The sequence below is a fragment of the Gilvimarinus sp. 1_MG-2023 genome (assembly GCF_030548285.1).
The window spans coordinates 1-438 of the sequence record NZ_JAUOSC010000169.1; the positions used below are offsets into that span (position 1 = coordinate 1).

The following is a 438-nucleotide window of genomic DNA, read 5'->3' on the forward strand; positions in this document are numbered from 1 at the left end:
AGAAGGGGATGAGCTGTTCTCAGCAACCTTTTATCACTATGTTGGCGGTTTGCAGAAATTTACCCCGGCGGCGATTCCTTTTTATGCCCCTAATGTGAATTCCTACCGCCGTTTTGTGCCGGAAATCGCTGCGCCGGTTAATTTCAAATGGGGAATCGATAATCGCACGGCAGGATTACGTGCCCCCAAGGCTCCCAAGGATGCCACCCGAATTGAAAACCGCTTTGCCGGGTCAGACTGCAACCCGTATCTGGCCATCGCGGCCAGTCTGGCGTGTGGTTATCTGGGGATGAAACGGGGTATCAAGGCGGAAGCCCCGGTCGAGGCGCTGGCGGCTCATGAAGGGGATCTGGTAGCGGTCTCACGTACACTGGAAGAAGCCTTGCGCTTGCTGGAAGAATGTCCAGAATTGCAAGAAGTGATCGGAGAGCACTTTGT

General features: G+C 54.3%; 1 pseudogene. It reads left to right on the forward strand.

Going from position 1 to position 438, the window contains the following annotated elements:
- Positions 1-438, forward strand: a pseudogene (locus Q4563_RS16260) (glutamine synthetase); the annotation flags it as partial.